Source organism: Paenibacillus sp. R-74696, from assembly GCF_055814915.1.
Map to the genome: position 1 here is coordinate 1 of NZ_JBPULM010000045.1, position 19,251 is coordinate 19,251.

Annotated in this window: 1 protein-coding gene; it reads right to left on the reverse strand. The window is 52.5% G+C overall.

What is annotated here, in order from left to right:
- Positions 1–19,037 (reverse strand): non-ribosomal peptide synthase/polyketide synthase (locus ACSR9A_RS20265; RefSeq protein ID WP_473759193.1); only part of this gene is annotated, 19,037 nt, incomplete at its 3' end.
- Positions 19,038–19,251 lie beyond the last annotated feature (214 nt).

The following is a 19,251-nucleotide window of genomic DNA, read 5'->3' on the forward strand; positions in this document are numbered from 1 at the left end:
TGCTGTAGCACGTACAGACGCTTTTGCGCTGAGGACAGTGGATAAAATTCATTTTCTTCAATGATGGAAGGAATGAAGCTGTAAGAAGCTTGTTCCAGCTTACCAATCGCATACGCCATCTGTTCAATGGTAGCGTATTGGAATACCTCTCGCAGCGGGAGGTCCACATTCATCACTTTACGTACCATGCTTACCAGCGTTGCTGCCCTTAAAGAGTGGCCGCCAAGCTCAAAGAAATTGTCCTTTATACCAACCCGTTCCAGCTTGAGCACTTCCCGCCAAATTTCCGCAAGCTCCGCTTCCTGCGACGTGCGCGGCGCAACAAGCTCCTCTCCTGTTTGCAATCTGCCTTCAGGCGCTGGCAGCGCTTTGCGGTCGATTTTTCCGTTCGATGTCAGCGGCATCCGATCCATCTGCACAAAGTACGACGGAATCATGTACCCCGGCAGCTCTTGCGATAGCAGGCTTCTTATCTCGTTTACCGCAAACGGCTGATCTGCTACAAAATACGCGCAAAGAAGCTTCTCTCCGCCTCCATCCTCGCAAGCGAGAACGATTGCCTCCTGCACCGCTTCCACCTTGGTCAGCTGCGTTTCGATTTCGCCAAGCTCAATACGGTACCCGCGAATTTTCACTTGATGGTCGATTCGGCCCAAATACTCGATGCTGCCATCTGGCAGCCATCTTGCCAAATCCCCGGAACGGTACATTTTTGCGCCAGCATCAAAAGGATTGTCAACAAACTTCTCATTTGTCAAATCAGGACGGTTCAAATACAGACGCGCCAGCCCTTCGCCAGCTACATACATTTCCCCAGTTACACCGACAGGCACGCAATTGCGCTTTGCATCCAGCACGTATACTTTTAGCGTAGGAATCGGACGGCCGATATTGCTTTTCGCCTGCTCAATCTCTACCTCGGTAATCTCTTTGTACGTGACATGTACCGTCGTTTCCGTAATGCCGTACATATTGATCAGCTGCGTCGCCGGATATTTCGCTCTCCAGTTTTTTAACAGTTGCGGGCTTAATGCCTCACCACCAAAAATGACCTTGCGCACGCTCAGCATCGGCGCTTCCTCTGCCAGCGCTTCACGCAGCAATTGGTAGAAATAGGTTGGTGTCTGGTTCAAAATCGTCACTTGCTGCTCAGCAAGCAATTGCAGAAATTGCGCCGGATTTTTTGCCGCCAGCGACGGCACGATGACCAATTTCCCGCCGTACAGCAAAGCCCCGTACATCTCCCATACCGAGAAGTCAAAGCAGAACGAGTGGAACAGCGTCCACGTATCCGACGGGCCGAAATCAAACAGGTTTTTGCTGTTGAACAGCAGCCGCACAACATTTTTATGCTCGATCAAGGTTCCTTTCGGCTTGCCTGTCGTCCCCGATGTGTAGATGACGTAGGCCGCATTGCTCGGCACATTGACGGATTCCAGATTGGCCCCATCTTCATGATAAGACTGCTCATGATCAAGCAAAATGACCGTGCCTTCAAACACAGCTTGCTGCTGCCGATGCTCCTGAACCAACAGCACCTGCGTCCCGGAGTCTTCCAACATATAGCTGATTCGTTCCTGCGGATAGTCCGGATCAATCGGCACATATGCGCCCCCTGCTTTTAAAATCGCCATCAAGCCAACGACCATTTCCAGCGAGCGCTCAGCCATAATGCCCACCAATTGATCAGGCTTCACACCCGCAGCCCTCAGTGTTCGCGCCAAGCGATTGGCTCGTTCGTTCAACGCCCGATACGTCAACTGCTCCTGCTCAAACCGAACGGCTACAGCATTCGGATTTTGCTGCGCCTGCTCCTCAAACAGCTGCTGAATCGTCTTCTCCCGCTGATACTCCGCTGAAGAATCATTGAAACCGTGCAAAATCTGTGCCAGCTCCTTACTGCTCAGCATGCTCAGATCGGCAATTTCTGCCTCAGGTGCTTCAATAATGCTGTCTACCAAATGAGCAAAATGCTTCGCCATCCGCTGTGCCGTTTCCCTATTGAACAAAGCTGTTGCGTACTGTAGGCTGCATGATAGTCCGTCGCTTTCTTCCCGAACATCCAGAACAAGGTCGAATTTAGCTATCGCGTATTCGCTCTGATATGGCTTTAGTTCAAGCCCTTCCATACGAATGCCTGTGTTTTCTGTATTTTGAAGGACAAACATGGCGTCAAACACTGGATTGCGGCTTAAATCACGATTAACCTGCACGTTTTCTACCAATTGTTCAAACAAGTAGTCCTGATGCTCATACGCTCCGAGCGCCGTTTCCTTCATTTCCTGCAAATAGCTCAAAAACGGCATGCTGCCGTGCGGATATGTGCGGATCGCAAGGGTATTGACGAACATTCCAATGAGCGGCTCTATGTCCGGATGCATTCTGCTTGCAATCGGCGTACCGACAATAATGTCTTCTTGCCCGGAGTATTTATGCAGCAAAATTGTATACGCCGCGAGCAGCACCATATACAAGGTCGATCCATGCTGAGCAGCAAGCTCATGTAACGCATCCCTCTGATGCGAATCGAGCTCGAAGTCAAACGCAGCTCCATCGGACTGTCTCACCGCTGGACGTGCGGCGTCCGTCGGCAGCTCCAGCACGGGCAATTCTCCAGCCAAGGCTTTCAGCCAGTAGGCTTCATGCTCCTTCATTTGTTCTTTATTGGCCTCAGACTGCTGCCAAACTGCATAATCCTTGTACTGAATCCGCAGTTCAGGCAGCTTCTCCTCCCGATAGAGACGGGCGAATTCGTCCACCAAAATATCCATCGACGCGCCATCGGAAATGATGTGATGCATATCCAGCAGCAGCACATAGCGCTCTTCCGCCCATTCGATTAATTCGACCCGCAGCAGCGGCGCCTCGCTGAGGTCAAACGGCTGCACGAATTCGCGCACACGAGCTTCGACCTCCTCCTCGCTTGCCACTATTACATAGGCAACCTCAAAGTCAACCGCTTCCTTTACCCGCTGCATCGGTTCGCCCTGCACCAGCTCAAATTCGGTTCGCAGCGTTTCGTGACGGGCAATCAGGAGCCCGAACGCTGCTTCAAAACGCGCTCGGTTTAGCTCGCCTTCCAGCAGCAGCATCCCCGGCATATTGTAGCTTTTCCCCGCTTCTTCTAGCTGCTGTAAAAGGTACATCCGTTTTTGCGCCGAGGATAGCGGATAGTAGTCTCTGGCTTCCACACGGGGAATGGCCGCATACGCCTTCTGTTCCCGTACGCTAATCACCGCTGCCAGCTCTTCAACGGTCGGATAGAGAAACACCTCTCTTAACGGCACTTCCGTCTCCAATGCCTGATGCATACGCGATACTAGCGTCATCGCCCGGAGCGAATGGCCGCCAAGCGCAAAGAAGTTGTCGCGAATGCCGACGCGCTCAAGTCCCAGTACTTCCTCCCACAGCCGCGCGACTTCCGCTTCGACTGGTGTTCGTGGCGCGACATACGCCGCTTCGCTCTGCCCCCCGACTTCCGGCTTCGGCAGCGCCTTGCGATCCAGCTTCCCGTTAGGTGTTAGCGGCATCTCGGTTAGGGATATGATGTGCGTTGGAATCATATACGAGGGAAGTCCCTCTGCCAGCTTGTTTCGTATCTCCTTCGCTCCCAGCTCGCTGCTGCCCGTCACGGTCACATACGCGCACAATTCCGCTGCGTCCGTCTCCCTTTCTCCAGCGATCACCGTCACCACCGCTTCTTTTACCCCTTCGATTTGCAGCAGATGCGCTTCCACCTCGCCCAGCTCGATCCGGTAACCCCGTATCTTCACCTGATGGTCCATCCGGCCCATATGCTCCAATCGACCATCCGGCAGCCATCTGGCTAAATCGCCAGTCCGGTACATCCGCTCCCCGGGCACAAACGGATGCCCGACAAACCGCTCCTTCGTCAGTTCCTCGCGTGCCCAGTAGCCTCGGGCTACCCCAGCTCCTCCAATGCACAGCTCTCCCACCGCTCCGATCGGCTGCACCTGCAGCGCCTCGTTCAGCACATACACCTGCGTATTGGCCAGCGGACGGCCGATGCTCATTTTTCCGCCTTCACCCGCTCCTCTCAGGTGTTCAAACGTCGACCAGACCGTCGTTTCCGTCGGCCCGTACATATTGTACAGCTCCGCCTCCGTTTGACTGCGCAATTGGCTTTCCAGCGTGGCAGGGAAGGGCTCCCCGCCAATCAGCAGCGCCTGCATAGGACGCAGCGCAGCTGCACTGCGCGCATCCTCCAGCAGCATCACCAGACGGGAAGGTGTCGTCTGCATCACCTGGGCCGGATGCTTCGTGAGCAGCGCAGCCAGCTGCGCGGGGTCCTGCTGCTCCGCTTCGCTCGCCAGCAGCACCTGCATGCCGCAGCTCAGCGGTACCCAGCTCTCGGTCACGAAGATGTCGAAGGACACCGTCGTCACACTGAGCATGGTTGCAGATGGCGCAAAGGGCAGAGCTTCCACCATCCCCATCATAAAGTTGACCACGTTCCGATGCTCCACCACCACACCTTTCGGCGTGCCGGTCGTCCCCGACGTGTAGATGACATACGCGCTGCCTTCAGCGCGGGTCTCCACCTCCGTTGATGCCGAGGAATAAGCTTTCAGTTCCTCCACAGAGGCGAACCTCACCTGCGAAGCCAGTTGTCTATCTGAGGCATGCTCCTCCTGCTGTCCATCTGAAGCCTCCTGCTGTCCGTCAGAGCCCTGCTCCTCCAGACACAGCACCTGACACAGCACCTGACGCAGCGGGGTTTCTACCCAGCCCGCCACCGTTTCTCGTTGGGCTTCTTCGCTTAAGAGAATGCTGATTCCGGCATCCCGAACCATCCCTTCGATGCGGCCGGCTGGCAGCGCCGGATCCAGTGGCACATAGGCCGCACCGGCTTTCATAATCCCCAGCAGACCCGCGATCAGCCAAGGCGAACGGGACAGCAGCACACCGACGCGGTCTTCGCTGCTCACGCCATGCGCGCGCAGCCAGCCCGCGATGCGGTTGGCTTGTCCGTTCAGCTCGTCGTACGTCCACACGGACAGTCCACTCACCAGCGCCGGATGCCCCGGCGTTCGCGCAGCCTGCTGCTCGAATAGCCCATGCACCGTCGCGTTCACAGGGAGCTCCAGCTCCGTAGCGTTGAATTGCACCAGCACCTGCTCCCGCTGTCCTGCCGTCAGCAAGTCCATGCTTCCCAGTGTTGTATGCGAATCACGGGTCACTTGACGCAGCAGCTCCGTAAAATGAACCACCCAGCGCTCTATCGTGCCCTGCTCAAACAGCTTCACCGCGTATTCCAGCGTGCAACGCATGACCTGCTCCTCTTCACTTACCGACAGCGTCAAATCGAATTTCGCCGCTCCGCTTTCTACCGGGTACGGTGTCCATTGCAGATCTGTCAGCTCCAGCTCCGACTGCTCCGTGTTTTGCAACACCAGCATCGCATCAAAAAGCGGATTGCGGCTCAAATCTCGCTGCCTGACTACCTGCTCCACCAGTTCCTCGAACGGATAGTCCCCGTGTTCGAAGGCGCTTAGCGCCGTCTGCTTCACTTCCTGCAAGTAGGCGGAGAACGATTTTTCACCCGACGGGCTTAGTCGCAGCGCCAGCGTGTTCACAAACATCCCCAGCATGCCCTGCAAGTCAGCATGCGAACGTCCCGCAATCGGCGTGCCCACGATCAGCTCCTCCTGACCGCTTAACCGACCCAGCAACGCGCTGTACGCCGCCAGCAGCACCATATACAACGTCGCCCCATTCGCCCGGGCCAGCTCCCGCAGCGCTGCTGACAGCTCGCTGTCCAGCTCGAATTCTACGTGCGCTCCCTCGAAGCTGCGCACCGCCGGAAGCGGATAATCAAGCGGCAGGCTCAGCACCGGCAGCTCCCCGGCGAACTGCTTCAGCCAGTAGCGCTCCATCTCCCCATAAGACGCGCTTTCCCGGTAGCTTTGCTGCCAAACCGCATAATCTTTATACTGCAAACGCAGCGGCTCCAGTTCTTCTCCTCCGTACAGCTTCGTAAACTCCTGGACAAATATACTCATCGACGTGCCGTCGGAAATAATATGATGCATATCGAACAGCAGCAAATGATTCGCTTCGTCCACACGTACCACCGTCGTCCGCAGCAGCGGCGCTTCGCTGAGGTCAAACGGACGAAGGAAGGTGCGAACGCGCTCCTGTGCTTCCTCCTCCGTCGCTTCCTCGTAAGTTACCGAGAACACGGGAGACGCCACAATTCGCTGCATCGGCTCCCCGTCCACTACTGCGAACCCTGTCCGCAGCGATTCGTGGCGGGCCACCAGCGCTTGCAGTGCCCTTTCCAGCCGCTGACGATCCAGCGCTCCCGCCAGACGCAGAGCGACTGGCATGTTGTAACTAAGCTCCGCTCCCTCTAGCTGCTGTAAAATGTACAGGCGCTTTTGCGCTGAGGACAGCGGATACGCCTCCTGAGCCTTCACGGGCACCAGCGCTTCAAATTCGCGCTCGTCGGCTGTTTCTAGTACGGCCGCCAGACCTTCGACCGTAGGCGAAAGGAATAACTGCCGCAGGGGAACCTCGGTCTCCAGTACCTGATGAATGCGCGAAACGAGCGTCATTGCTCGGAGCGAATGGCCGCCAAGCTCGAAGAAGTTGTCGCGAATGCCGACGCGCTCAAGCCCCAGTACCTCCTGCCACAGCAGAGCCAGCTTTGTTTCTACTAGTGTCCGTGGCGAGACATAATCGCCTTCCGCCAAATTTTCCGTCGGCTTCGGCAGCGCTCTAAGGTCAATTTTGCCGTTACGCGTAACCGGCAGCTCTGCAAGCTGCACGAAATAGGCCGGTATCATATATTCCGGCAAGATCGTTCTAAGCGCTGCACGCAGCTCAGCAAATGTGTATTCACGCTCACCTGCCACATAAGCGCACAGCTCATTGCTGCCGCGTTCATCTTGCAGCGCAATTACAGCAGCCTCTCGAATCCCGTCCAACTCCAGCAGCTTGGTTTCGATCTCGCCCGGTTCGATTCGGTATCCTCTAATTTTAACCTGATGATCGATACGGCCTAAATACTCAATGTTTCCGTCGGCCAACCAGCGGGCCTTATCCCCAGTTCGGTACATCCGGGTTCCGGGTGACCATGGATTGGAAAGGAATTTCTCACTTGTCAAATCAGGCTGATGCAGGTAACCTCTGCCGACACAAGCTCCCCCAATATACAGCTCGCCGGCTACGTTGATCGGTTGCAGCTGTCCTAGAGAATCGACAATATAAACAGACGAATTGCTAATCGGTCTACCAATCGGAGGCAGCGCAGCCATCGGCTCTTTCGGCATTATCGTATACGTCGTAGCCACATGCGTCTCGGAAGGACCGTAATGATTGTGCAGCGTTACGCCCTGCTCTCGCAAAAATTGCTGTAGTGCATGACCAACAATTAGCGCCTCTCCCGCTGTAATCAAATGCTTCACGCACTTCGGCCATACCGATTCATAAGTCGGATCGTTCCAGACGAATTTGACAAACGACGAAGGCAGGAGCAAGGTCTGAATGCCTCGATCCTCCACATAACGGAAAAGCGCAGTTGCATTTTGGCGCATCTCCTCCTTGATCAAGTGCAGCGTTCCTCCGGCAAGCAAAGTCGAGAAAATTTCTTGATAGCTCACATCAAAGCTATACGAAGCATACTGCAACACATCCTTGTCAAACGGAATGTAAGTATGCTCATATTGATGCATAATCAAGTTGATGAGGTTGCCATGTTCAAGCATGACACCTTTCGGATTGCCTGTCGTACCCGACGTATAGATGACGTAGAGCAGTCGGCTGCTTTCGGTCGCTGCTGGACTCTGAAGCTGCTCATGTGAAACCTCACTTGTATCGCTGGAGCTTATTGTGGCAAGAAGCTGTTCGATGATTCTCGTTTTGCTGCGACGGACAAGGCAATCATGCGTTTGGGCGGAATCCGAATCCACCAGCAGGCAAGAGACTTTAGAATCTTCCAGTATGAACGAAATTCGTTCCTCAGGGTAGGAAGGATCAATCGGAAGGAAGGCCGCTCCCGTTTTCAAAATGCCAAGCAAACCGATAATCATTTTGGGAGAGCGCAGAGCCATTAGCCCTACAATGCTTCCGCCGCCGATCTGCTCTTGTCGTAGAGCAGCAGCCATTTGATCCGATAAACGGTCAAGTTCCCCGTAAGTAAGCATGGTATCGCCAAATACGAGCGCAGCCGCTTCCGGTGTTTTCTCCGCCTGCTTATGAAATAACTGATGCACATTTGTGTCTTCGAGCTTCTTCACAGGCCCTTCCATCCACCGATGCAGAGTCATCAAATCTTGTTCATTAAGCAAGTTCGCCTTGCCGAGCATGACGTCCGGCTCAGCCAAGGTATGCCGAAGCAGTGCGATAAAATGATCTTTCCAACGTTCAATGGTACCCGCCTCAAACAGCGATGTCGCATACTCCAAGCTGCCATGCAGCTCATCTGCGGACTCGTTGACAAACAAAGACAAATCGAATTTTGCCGTCGGGTTTTCCATTGGGACAGGAAGGATCTCGACATCTGACATATGCAGAACAGATCGTTTCATATTTTGCAGAGCGAACATCGCATCAAAGACCGGGTTCCGGCTCACATCCCGGTGTTGAACGACTTGATCGACAATTTCCTCAAACGGGTAGTCCGCATGTTCAAACGCTGCCAAAGAAACTTGCTTGATTTCCTCCAAGTAGTCCCTGAATGTTTTGTCTACAGACGGCATTGATCTAATGGCTAACGTATTCACGAACATTCCCATCATATCGGACAGGTCTACATGAGGACGACCGGCAATCGGCGTGCCCACGACAATATCATCTTGACCTGAAATTTTCGCTAGGAACACGTTGTAAGCAGCAAGCAATACCATAAATAAAGTAGTCCCTGTGTCTTGCGCCAGTTGTTTTACTTGCGTGCTCAATTTTGCATCTATGACAAAATCCAGCCGACTTCCCGCAAAGCTTTTTATAGCTGGACGGGGGAAATCCGACGGCAAATGAAGAATCGGAACCTCGCCGCCAAGCTGCTGTACCCAAAATTCTTTTTGCTTGACATACGTTTCCGAGTGTTTGTTAAATGCATGCCATACCGCGTAATCTTTGTAATGAAGGGATAGTGGCTCTAAACGCTTGCCAGCGTACAGCCATGTCATCTCCTCGATGAAAAGGCTTATTGAAGTCCCGTCAGAGATGATGTGATGCATATCAAACAGAAGCAGATGCTGCGTATCGGTCAGCTTCGTCAACTGAATGCGCAGCAGCGGAGCCAGGCCCAAATCGAAAGGACGCATGAACGCCCGAATCATTTCCTCTATTGGTCTGTCTCCAGCTTCCCCGTAAGCCAAATTGAAATCAACCTCTGCGGTAATTTTTTGAACGGGCTCGCCATCAAGCATATCAAAACTGGTCCGCAGCACTTCGTGGCGGGCGATAAGCTCCTTAAAAGCGCGTTCCAATCGGGCAAACTCCACCCGTCCATTGAATAGCAGAGCCGCAGGCATGTTATAGCTCATTTCCGCACCTTCAAGCTGGTGCAGCACGTACATCCGCTTTTGCGCGGAAGACAGCGGATAGTAGTCACGCGGAGCCGAAGGCCGCAGACCCTCAAATAGGTCTTTCCCTCGCTCCTCTATACTGAGCGCCAGCGCTTCAAGAGTCGAAAAACGGAAGATATCACGAATCTCCACTCGCACATTCATTACTTGATGGATGTGCGATGCCAGCGTCATCGCGCTTAGCGAGTGCCCTCCCCGTGCAAAAAAGTTATCTCTTGCTCCCACTTGCGAAGTCTGCAATACGTCCTCCCAAATTGCCGCTAGTTGAGCTTCCGTCGTTGTACGAGGGGCAACATATGGCGCAGTTGCCGCTGTATCGTATGCAGGCGCAGGCAATGCCGATCGATCCAGCTTCCCATTTCTCGTAAGCGGCAGTTCCGTAAGGCGGATGTAATACTCAGGGACCATATACAAAGGCAGAGCTGTGCTCAGCTGATATCTCAATTTTGAAGGATCTAACACACCGTCGCTAACATAATAAGCGCAAAGCATTTCGTTTCCAGGTGTATCTTTCCGAATGACGACTGAAGCTTGACGAATATCGGCGTGCAGCAGCAGACGCGCTTCAATTTCGCCCAGTTCAATCCGGTATCCCCGAATTTTGACCTGCTGATCGATTCGTCCCATATATTCGAGATTGCCATCAGGCAGCCAGCGAGCCAAATCCCCTGTTGCATACATGGTTTTACCTTCAATAAACGGATCAGGCTTGAATTTCCCCTTCGTGAGCTCAGGCTGGTTCCAGTAGCCTTTGGCTACACCGGCACCTCCGAGGTGCAGCTCTCCCGGTACGCCAACGGGAAGCATCTGACCGCCAGTGCCAAGCACGTAGGCTGTCGTTCCACCAATCGACCGTCCTATCGGAATGCTCGTCATCCCGGTCGTCTCAGTGAGAGGGAAGGCAGTCGAAAACGTAGTGTTCTCCGTCGGCCCGTATCCGTTCCATATCGTGATGGACGGGCTAGCCTTCTGAACAGCGTGAACAGGCTTCGGCAGCAATATTTCTCCACCCATGATCAAATGCTGAAGCCCATCAAACATTCCCGCTTCCTCATTGGCCAAGTGGTGAAATAGCGATGTTGTCAAAAACATGACCGTAATGCGGTTTGCTGCAATAAAATGTCCTAATCGTCTCGCACTTAGCAGTACGTCTTTTTCTACCGGGTACAGCGCTCCGCCATGAAGCAGTGCGCCAAAAATTTCAAATGTTGCCGCATCAAAGCTGACCGAGCCGGTCTGCGCATAACGATGATCGCTATGAAACGGCACATACCCGCCTCCTGTCACCAGGTTGACGACATTGCCGTGTGTGACCAGCACGCCTTTTGGACTGCCTGTTGTGCCAGAGGTGTACATTATATAGGCAGGATCATCGCTGCGAATTTTACGGATCGTGCGCGATTCCCCGTTGTCCTCCAGAGCTTCCTCCAGAAGCATATCAGCATCAAGCCTGATTACCGATCCCTCATACCGTTCCGGCACGCGCAAATCGCCAACAACGATCATGCATTCCGCGCCACAATCGTTCAATATATACATATGGCGGTCATCCGGAGCCTCCGGGTCCAAAGGTACGTAAGCGCCGCCCGCCTGCAAAATGCCCATGACTGCAACAACAAACTCGATGGAGCGCTCAGCCAAAATGCCAACAGCCGCTTGAGGAAGCAGCCCCTTTCTAATAAGCTTCCCGGCTACAGCTAAGGACTGGCACTGCAATGCCCCGTACGTAAGCTGCCGCTCGCCGCATACAACGGCCAGCCGTTCAGGATGATGATGGACGATTTCTTGAAAACGCTCTGTAATAGACACTTGCATTACAGGCGACACAGGTAGCCCGCTGTAAGCCATAAGCTGTTCATGTTGTTCTTGCTCACGAAGCAACCTCGCTTCGGCAAGCCGCGTATCCGGCTCAGCGACTACATGATGCAGCATGTCCGTAAAATAGCGGCACCAGCGCTCTATCGTTTCACGAGCAAACAATGCCGTGGAAAACTCCAGGGAGCAGTAGTAGCCGTCCTGATGCTCGTTAACCTGAAGCGTGAGGTCAAACTTCGCCGATGTTTCGGCAAACGGATACGATTCTACGCTCAAGTCAGGTAGCGCAATGGGCAACAAATCGGTATTTTGCAGCACAAATACGGCATCGAACAACGGATTGCGGCTCATATCCCGCTCTCTGACAACCTGATTCACAAAATCCTCCAAAGGATAATCCCCATGCACTAAAGCATCCAGTGTCGTTTGTTTGATTTCCTCTAAAAATTGGGCAAAACCCTTTGGTCCTGAAGGGAATGTACGCAAAGGCAGCATATTAACAAACATCCCCATCATGGATGACAAATCTGCATGCGGACGTCCAGCAACAGGGGAGCCAATGATGATCTCATCCTGGTTGGACAGCCGCGACAGGAACGTACTGTACGCCGCCAGCAGCACCATGTACACGGTGGCCCCTTTATCCAGCGCGAGCTTTTGTACCGCCTCCGACAACGCATTGTCTAGCTTGAAATCGACTCGGCCCCCCGCAAAACTGCGCAAAACCGGACGTGTGTAATCGGCAGGAAGATGCAGCACAGGCAGTTTTCCGCCCAAATGCTGGAGCCAGTAGCCCTCCTGCTCCAGATACACGGCACTTTGGGCGTATTTCTGCTGCCATACGGCATAATCTTTGTATTGCAGCCGCAGCGGTTCCAATTTTTCTCCAGCATACAGTTTCGTAAATTCTTCTACAAAAATGCTCATTGACACGCCATCCGAGATCATATGGTTCATGTCGAGCAGCACATAGTGCAGCTGTGCTTCCACGCGTACAACCTCCACGCGCAGCAAAGGAGCCTGTCCAAGATCGAATGGACGTACAAACTCCGCAATTACGGCATCAAGCTGCTGTTGTTCCGCCTCCCGGTAGGCTGCGGCTATCTGCACATGCTCATGCACTTGCTGTACGGGCTCGTTGTCGATGAATGCAAAGGATGTTCGCAACGCGTCATGACGCAGAATGAGCTGCTGCAAGGAGGACTCAAAGCGTAATGGGTCCAGCATACCTTCCATCCGCAGAACGGCGGGCATGTTGTAGCTAACTTCTGCTCCTTCCATTTGTTGCAGCACGAATAGCCTTTTTTGCACGCTCGTAAGCGGATAATAGTCCATCTGCGTCGCTAGCTCTAGAGCATCAAATCTTTTCATTGACCTGGATGCGATCACTTCTGTCATCGCCTCAACGGTCGGGTATTGGAACAGATCCCGCAGCGTAACGTCGGCCTGAAGCTCTTTTTGCATGCGAGCAACAACAAACGTGGCTTTTAACGAATGCCCACCTCGTTCAAAAAAATCATCCTGAACCCCTATCGGACGTACGCCCAGCACTTCCTGCCACACTTCGATCATCTTTCGTTCTGCCTCGGACCTCGGAGCCAAGTAGCTGCCATCTTTGGTCAGATTGCTGCTGTCAGGAAGCGGAAGCGCTCGGCGGTCCAATTTGCCATTGGCAGTCAAAGGCATTTGCGGTATTTGAACAAAATAAGACGGCATCATATAAGACGGCAATGCCAAGCCAAGCAGCTGTCTTAGCTCCTTCACTGCGTATTCCCGCTCCGCTACAAAATAAGCGCATAAACTGGCGTTGCCCTCTGATTCCTCGATCACAGTGACGGTTACCTCATTCATTTCTGGAAGCGTTAATAGATGCGTCTCAATGTCGCCGAGTTCAATCCGGTTCCCCCGAATTTTCACTTGATGATCCATTCGTCCCAAATACTCCAATGTGCCATCCGGCAGCCACCGGCCCCAATCGCCTGTTCGGTACATACGTTCGCCCTGCACGAAAGGATCAGCCGTAAACTTGGATGCCGTCAATTCCTGTTGATTCATATATCCCCGGGCCAAGCCCGCCCCGGCAATGCAAAGTTCGCCCGGTACACCGAGCGGATTCAGCATACCTTGTGCATTTAAAATATAAACCCGCGCATTCGGTATGGGTCGCCCAATGGTTACAGCCGTCTCTTCCGTTAGTTCCACTGCTGTCGTCACGACGGTATTTTCGGTTGGACCGTATTCATTCATCAGCTGCATATCGGGATTCATAGCCTTCAGTCGACGAATTAAAGGCAGGCCAACCGCCTCGCCGGCTACTACCGCACTTCGCACCGAGCGCCAATCCTTATGCATCATGCTTTCCAGCATGGCAGAGTAGAAGCTTGGAGGGCTTTGCAAATGGGTAATTTGATGGCTCACGATCGCTTCGCGAATGGCTGAAGCATCTTTGCTGCCTTGATCACTCAAAATAACAACGGCTGCGCCTGAAACGATAGGCCCAAAAAAGTGAGTCACAAACGAATCAAAAATAAAAGGATTCAACATCAACGCTCTATCTTGCGGGCCAAACGAATAGTGGCGTTTTTTCCACTGTATCGTGTTCGCCAAGCTGCCGTGTTCAATCATAACGCCCTTAGACTTCCCTGTAGTACCCGATGTGTAGATGACATAGGCCAAGTGTTCTGGAGCGAACGAGCGTTTCACTGCCTTCACTGGGATTTGCCGTAGCGGGTGGTCCTCAAAATACAAAACAGAAATGTCCTGTTGGAGTTCCGCAACAAGCGGCTCATACGTTCTGAACGTAAGCAGCACTTGAGGGCGGCTGTCCCCTAGCATATACCGAATGCGATCGATCGGAAATTCAGGATCGATCGGAAGGTAGGCTCCCTCTGCTTTCAAGACCGCCAGTATGCCTACCGCCATTTCTAACGAACGATGAGTCATAACAGCGACAATCGTGTCCGCTCCCACTCCCTGCCCCCGCAGCTCAGCGCCGAGCTGCTCTGCCCACTCATTGAGCTGCCGGTAGCTCAGCTCATCCTTTTCCCAAATGACAGCCGGTTGGTCTGGAGTTTGCATAGCTTGCTGCTCAAATAACGTTAGCACCGAGATTGCTGGGCCATAGTTTTTCTTAGTCCCGGCAAACTGGCCTAACAATTGCTCTCTTTCCTGACCCGTTACTATATCGTATGTCCCTAGCTTCGCATCCTGGGAGCGAGCAGCCTGAACCAGCAGCTCATGGAAGCAATCGCTCCAGCGTGTTATCGTACGATGTCCAAACAAAGCGGAGTCATACTCCCATCTCAATGAGAAGCTTTCCTCCCGCTCCGTCACGGTGAGTGTCAAGTCAAACTTAGCTGCCGTATAATCCAATGCGTGCGGAGTAACATGGACATTGGCAAGCTTAAACTCCTCGTGATCCGCATGCTCCACAACGAGCATCGCGTCAAAGAGCGGATTGCGACTTAGATCACGCTGCTGAACAATGCGCTGGGCTAATTCCTCAAATGGGTAATTCCCATGCTCAAAAGCAGACAATGCCGTCTGCTTCACTTCGCGCAGATAGGCGGCAAACGTTTTGTCGCCTTCCGGGTGCATGCGAAGCGCCAAGGTATTGACAAACATACCTAACATGCCTGACAGATCCGCGTGCTGACGCCCTGCAACAGGCGTTCCGACAACAATCTCCTCTTGCCCGCTGATTCGCGACAACAGTGCGCTGTATGCTGCTAGCAGCACCATATATACGGTGGCACCGCTCTTGCGAGCCAGCTCCCGGACCGCTGCTGCAAGCTCGCCCCGAAGCTCGGCGTCTACTCGGTTTCCTTTAAAGCTGCGTACAGCCGGGCGAGAATCGTCGGTCGGCAGTTGAAGCACAGGCACGTCTCCGGCAAACTGATCCAGCCAATAGGCTTCCTGCTTGGCGTAATCTTGTGTGTACTTGTAGGCTTGCTGCCATACAGCGTAGTCTTTATATTGCAGCTGTAACGGCTCCAGCATTTCTCCGGCATAAGCTGCAGCTAGCTCCCCGGTCAAAATTTGCACAGAAATACCATCCGAGATAATATGATGCATGTCAAACAAGAGCAGATGCCGTTGCTCCCCAATACGTACAATCTTTGCCCGCAGCAGCGGAGCCATGCCAAGGTCAAACGGTTGGATGAAAGTCGAAATTTGCTCGTATGCCTCTTTTTCCTCTGCTTCCTCATAAAGAAGGGAGAAGACAACCTGCTGATGCACATGCTGAACAGGCTCTCCATCTACAACTGTAAATGAAGTGCGTAAAGCGTCGTGCCGAGCGATAAGGACACCCAATGTTGCCTCCATCTGCTGCTTATCCAGCGGGCCTTCCAAATGCAAGACAGCTGGCATATTGTAGCTAAGACCCGAAGCATCCAATTGCTGCAGCATAAATAGCCGTTTCTGCGCAGATGACAGCGGGTAATACGGTTGATGTGGCGCAGGCATAAGCGACTCGTAAATATATTCGGTGGCTGAGCTGACCGACTCGGTTAAATCTTTGAGCGTTACAGCCTGAAAAATGTCCCGCAAGCCGAGCTCTATCTGAAATTCCTGATGGATGCGCGTCAGCAGCGTTATGGCTTTCAGCGATTGGCCTCCAAGATCAAAGAAATTGTCTTCCAGCCCGATCCGCTCTTGACCCAGCACCTCCTGCCATAACGCAGCCATCCGCTGCTGCGCATCTGTAACTGGACGTATGTATAATTTGGAGGAAACTATTTCATCCAGTGCAGGCAAAGCTCTGCGATCCACTTTGCCGTTTGTTGTTAAAGGCAGTTTCTCCAGTTTCTTAAAGGCAGCAGGCACCATATAGTCTGGCAGCATCGAAGACAAAAATGCTCGCAGTTCGGCCGTTTCCAGCACTGCTTCTGCTGTGTAATATGCGCAAAGCACCAGCTCTTTCTGGCGATCTGGCATGACAGCAACAACCGCCTCGCGGATGGATTCAATTTCTAGCAAACGCGCTTCAATCTCGCCCGGTTCGACCCTATAGCCCCGAATACTGAGCTGGTCGTCCAAGCGCCCGAGAAACTGCAAATTTCCGTCCGGCAGCCAGCAAGCCTGATCCCCTGTGCGATACATGCGCCCATCTTCAACGAATGGATCTGGAGCGAAACGCTCGGCCGTCAGTTCCGGCCTGTTCAGGTAGCCCCGAGCTACGCTGGCTCCGCCAATGCACAGCTCCCCGTGCACGCCAACGGGCTGTAAGGTTCCACCCTGACCTAGCACGTAAAGATTGACATGAGGAAGCGGCCGACCAATCGGTATGCTTCCTTCCTGAGGCAGCATGTCCCCCATCCCCACTTCATAATAGGACGCATCAATACATGCTTCCGTTACCCCATAACTGTTGAGAATGCGCATGGCAGAGCCAAAACGCTCGTGCACCCTCTGAAAGTCTTTCGCAGGAAAACGGTCAGAGCCCATAATTAACAACCGCAGTTGCCCCGTACTTAAATCATTTTCATATATATAATCCATCAGCGGTACAAGCAATGCTGGCGTCGACTCCAGCAGCGTAATGCCGTATTCGACGATAGCGGCATGGAGACGGGGCAAGCTGAGACGAGCCTCATCCGAACATAAGACAAGCAGCCCTCCGCTGAGCCATGCTCTGGCCAAATCGCCTGCAAATACGTCAAAAGAAAAGCTCGCCAATTGCAGGAGCCTTACCTCCATAACTTCCAGCTTATATTCATGGCCCCAAGACCTCGCTGTTTCAGCCCAACTGAATTGATCGACCATAACCCCCTTCGGTCTGCCTGTAGTTCCAGACGTGTAGATGACATACGCAAGCTGTTCAGCAGAACAATGATGTAGCAAATTGGCCCCATCCTCGCCATAGCTTGCCTCTTGTCTCAAATCAATGACTTGGCAGTCGTCAGGAATAGCCATAATGACATCATCTGCCGTAAGCAGGATACGTGCTTCGCTATCCGACACCATATAGGCCAGCCGTTCAGCAGGCAGCGAATTATCCAGCGGAACGAAAGCCCCGCCTGCTTTTAATACAGCAAGAACAGCGGTCACGATGAGCGGAGATCGTGTTCCCAAAATGGCTACAGGCTCCCCTTGGCGTATGCCTTGTTGACCCAGTGTTCTCGCCAACTTGTTAGCTCGCTCATTCAATTGACGATAGGTCAGCGACGAGCCGTCAGATCCCGCAACAGCGGTACGATCTGGTGTGTTTGCAGCATGCGCCTCGAACATTTCGTGCAATAAAAGCTCTTGTTGGTGCTTAATCCGCCGTCCAAAGCTGTACGAGCTCAGTACGTCCTGCAGCTCCCAAGAAGGCAGAATGTTAAAACGTCCTATCGCTTGCAAAGGATCTGTTATGGCTTCTCTAATCACATGCAGCAAGCGTTGAATCAAAAGGTCAATGTCTTCGCGTGCAAACAGGTCTGTTAAATAATCGATTTGAATAGCCATTTCGCCTGTTTTTACATGTTCGCGAATGTGCACCGTCAATTCGTTATCTTGATGATCATTTCCGAGCGGCTTCGTCTCATATTGGAATGGTGCGTCAGCGGGCAGCGCATCCCACTCCATCGGATGGTAATTGAAAAATACAGGTAGCAGCGCATCAGTAAAACCAAATTGGTTGCGAAGCTCAGGTACAATCCGGTTAAACGGGTATTTCTGATGCCGAATCAGCTCGCTTTGCTTGCTTTTCACCTGTTTCAGGAAATCTGCGAACGACCATGAAGTATCCAGCCGCATACGGAAAGGCGTCGTGCTGACCAGCATCGCCACCATCGCTTTCTGTTCCCGCGATGTCCGATTGGCATACATCGTTCCGAGCACGATCTCCTCATCTCCGCAAATTCGCGACAAATAAAGACAAAGAGCAGCCACGAACAAGTTAAATGGGGAAACTTGCTGTTCCTCACAGAAAGCATGGATAACGTTGCCTTCGGATGCAGCTATTTCATAATATACACAGCTTGCCGAACTGCTCGCTAGCTGCCTCGCGCTTTGGGAGGAGTCAATCCGTGTAATTGGGGGAAGCGTGCTGAACTCTTCGTCCCAGAAGGCCTTATCTTTTAGAAAGCGGGAAGATTGTAAATATTGTTCCTCACTTTGCAGCAGCCCCGTACAAGCAGGCGCCAGCTCATTAGGAAGCTCCTCATGACAAAGCAAGGCCCTATAGCCGCTAATGATTTCATTCCCTATCAAATTGAGCGAATAGCCGTCCGCAATAATATGATGAATGCTCAAAAACAATCTGGCTTCCTGCTCTCCAGTCCGAAGCAATGTGAACTTAAATAAAGGGGAATCAAAAAGAGAGAATGGCTGACGCGACAGAAAATCGACGTTTACCCGCCATGCTTCAGCTTCACTTTCTCTTAAATCCACAACATGAATGTCAAATGGTTCATAAAGCACAACATAGCTGAGAGGCTCCTCCGCCTCCCTATACAGCAATTGCATGCGCAAAGCTTCATGACGAAGAGCAAGATTTTGCAGCACTTCCAGAATCAATTCCTCTTGTATCGTCCCCTTGATGGTAAGTAAGCTGTTAAGTGTGGCTACCGTGGTATGGGGATTCAGCAGCTCCATGTACCATATTCTTCGCTGTGCTTCTGTAAGCACGTAAACAGCGCCTTCATGTTCTTGAAGTTGCAGCTTGGTTTCACTCATTGACATGGAATGACCCTTCTTTCCTTTAACATATTTATTAAATCTCTATTTGCTTGTGTAAAATTTGCTGCATGGTTTCAGACATAATTGTGGTGGACTCTACAAAGGTACCCGACAAAAAATGCACATTAGGGGAGAAGAAGCTCGAATCGTTGGATTATATTACCTTTTCTACAACCGAAGCTAAACTCCTCTTTATCAAAATGTAAAAATTTATTTA